Source organism: Brevundimonas sp., assembly GCF_041648615.1.
GTDB lineage: Bacteria > Pseudomonadota > Alphaproteobacteria > Caulobacterales > Caulobacteraceae > Brevundimonas.
Window position 1 is genome coordinate 1 of record NZ_JBAZOS010000094.1, and the last position, 2,662, is coordinate 2,662.

1 protein-coding gene is annotated in these 2,662 nt (G+C 75.6%); it reads right to left on the minus strand.

Annotated elements, in window-relative coordinates:
• Positions 1-19 precede the first annotated feature (19 nt).
• On the minus strand, positions 20-2,662 hold a 2,643-nt coding region (gene addB / locus WC555_RS15680; protein ID WP_373255074.1), incomplete at its 5' end, for a double-strand break repair protein AddB.

The window sequence follows — 2,662 nt, forward strand, 5'->3', positions numbered from 1 at the left end:
TGGTCGAGCGGAGACAGGGTCATTCGGGGGCCTCGTCCTCGCCGCCGACGACATGCCATTCCCAGACCCGGGCCAGGTGGTCGTAGTTGCCGCCGAAATTGCCCATGAACTGGGGCGCGGCCCAGGACACATAGGGCCGGGACTCGTCGTCGAAGGCGGCGACGCCGTCGACCAGCCGGGCCAGTTCGCGCTCGGCCAGTTCGGCGGCGGTCAGCGGCTGGTTGCGGCCGGGCTTGCCGACATCGATCGCCTCGCCCGGCGTCCTGCGGCCGGTGACCTTGACGTAGAGCAGCTCTGACGCCGGGGTCGGGGGCGCGCCGGGGAAGCCGCCGGCGGCGAGGATGGCGGCGGTCAGGGTCAGCTGGGGCGCGAAGCCCTGGGCGACCTGCTTCGCGCTGGGCGTCGAGCCGGTCTTGAAGTCGATCACGGCCGCGCCATCGGCGTCCAGCTCGATGCGGTCGGCCTTGGCCGTCACGGTGAACAGGCCGAAGGGCGCCCCGAAGGTCATCTGGCCGGTCTGTTCGACCAGCAGGGTCGCGCCCCGGGCCCGGCGTTCCTGTTCCCAGCCGGCCAGCCAGACGGCGCAGTTGCGCGCCAGCGGGGTCTCGCGGGCCATGGCGTGATCCTCGAAGCCGGCCGCGTCCAGCTCCTCGCGCAGGAAGCCCTCGATCTGGTCGGCGCAGTCCTCGGGCAGGGCGTCGGGCCAGCTGACCACGACGCGTTCGATGGCCCGGTGGACGGCGTTGCCGCGCGCCATGGCCTCGGCCGAGGCGCCGGGCCGGTCGAGCTTCTGCAGGCCGAGAATGCGCTGGGCGTAGACGGCGTAGGGGTCGCGGACCCAGCGTTCGACGCCGGTGACCGGCAGCCGGCGCGGCCGGCGATGCACCGGCGGGGTCGGGGCCGGCCGGCGCTCGTACCGGGGCGGTCCCGGTGGCGGGACATCAAGCGCACGCGCGGTCTCGACGGTCGTGGAAGGGCGTTCGAGCCTGACGGGGGTCGCCGGGGCGTCGGCGCCGCGGGTCAGCATCTCCAGCCGCCACAGCCAGCGCGACCGGACCGCCGGCTGGCCGCCGCGGCGCTCGGAATGGACCAGGACCGCCTCGGCGGCGCAGGCGGCCTGGACGAAGTCCTGGGCGGTCTGGCCGAGGCGACGTTCCGGCGGCGGCAGGCCGAGGGTCTGGCGCATCGGCCGGGACAGGAAGGGGTCGGTCGGGGCGGCCCTGGGCCAGACGCCTTCCTCGAGCCCGGCCAGGATCATGCGGTCGGCCCGCACCAGCCGGGCCTCGATGGCGCCGAGGATGCGCAGCCGCGGCTGGGTGGCGCCGCCGGTGCGGACGGTCTCTTCCGCCAGCAGGCTGCGCACCAGGTCGGCGAACTCCGCGCGCGACACGGCCCCCAGCGACGCCCCGCCCTCGATCAGGCCGGACAGCAGGGCGGCGGCGGCCTCGCCGTCGGGGCCGGCCCAGGCGTCCTGGCCCGCCAGGGCTTCGATCAGTCCCGTCAGGGCGCGGGCGGCGGCGTCGAGCGGCGCCTCGGGCGTGAAGGGGGCGAGGGCGGCGGCGGACAGCGCCTCCAGCCGGTCGACCAGAACGCCGGCGGCGGTCAGGCGGGCGCGGGTTCCCCCGGACGGGGTCTTGCCGTCGTCGCGCGGTTCGCCGGCCTTGAGCAGGGCGCGGCGCAGGCGGGGCCAATCGCGGTGGCGGGGGCCGCGCAGGGCGTGATGCTCAAGGGCGCGCAGGGCGGCTGCAGGGTCGGTCTCGCCGAGGTCGAACCAAGTCAGGGGGTGTTTCAGCAGGCCCAGCAGGGCGTGGGGATCGAGCGGCTTGTCGACAAAGCGGACGGCGAGGTCGACCAGTCGGCCGGCGGCCATGCGCGACAGCGGCTGTCCGGACGAAACGTCGGCGACGACGCCCCAGCGCTCCAGCCGGGCGGCGACGCGGCGGCCCAGGGCGATGTCGGGCGTGACGAGGGCGCAGGTCTTGTCCGTACCGTCAGGATTGGGCGTCTCCAGCGTCTCGCGCATCATCAGGGCCAGGGTCGCGGCGGCGTCCTCTTCGGCCCGCACGGTGACGACCGACAGGCCTTCCAGCCCCTGGGCGATCGGATCGGCGGACTGGCCCCGGAAGGCGTCGGCGCGCAGGGCGCTGATGACCGTGCGCCAGTCATCGGTGGCGTCGGCCGGGCGCAGGGCCTCGTTGATCAGCCGCTGGCGGGCGCGGCCCCGGGCTTGCTCGACGGGGTCTTCGGCGGGTCTGAACCACGGCCGGACGGCCTCGCGTTCGGCCCGGCCGTGGAGGAGCCGCCAGAGGGCGTTCTGGGGATGCTGTTCATTGTCGCCCAGGGTCGCCCAGACCGCGGGATCCAGCTCACGGTCGAGGCCGGGCAGGACGACGCAGCCGCGCGGGGCCGCGGCGACGGCGGCCAGCACATCGGCGGCGGCCGGGGCGGTGCCGGTCGAGCCGGCGGCGATCACGGTCTGGGTCGGCGGCCGTTCGGTCCAGGCCGTGGCCAGCAGGCGCAGCAGGCGGGCGCGGCGCCAGGCCGGATCGACCAGACCCATGGCCTCCAGCCGCTTCGGCCAGGCCTCGACGGCGAGGGCGAGGAATTCGGCGGACTCGCGCCAGTGCTCCGCCAGGTCCCCCTCGACCAGGGTGGCGATGCG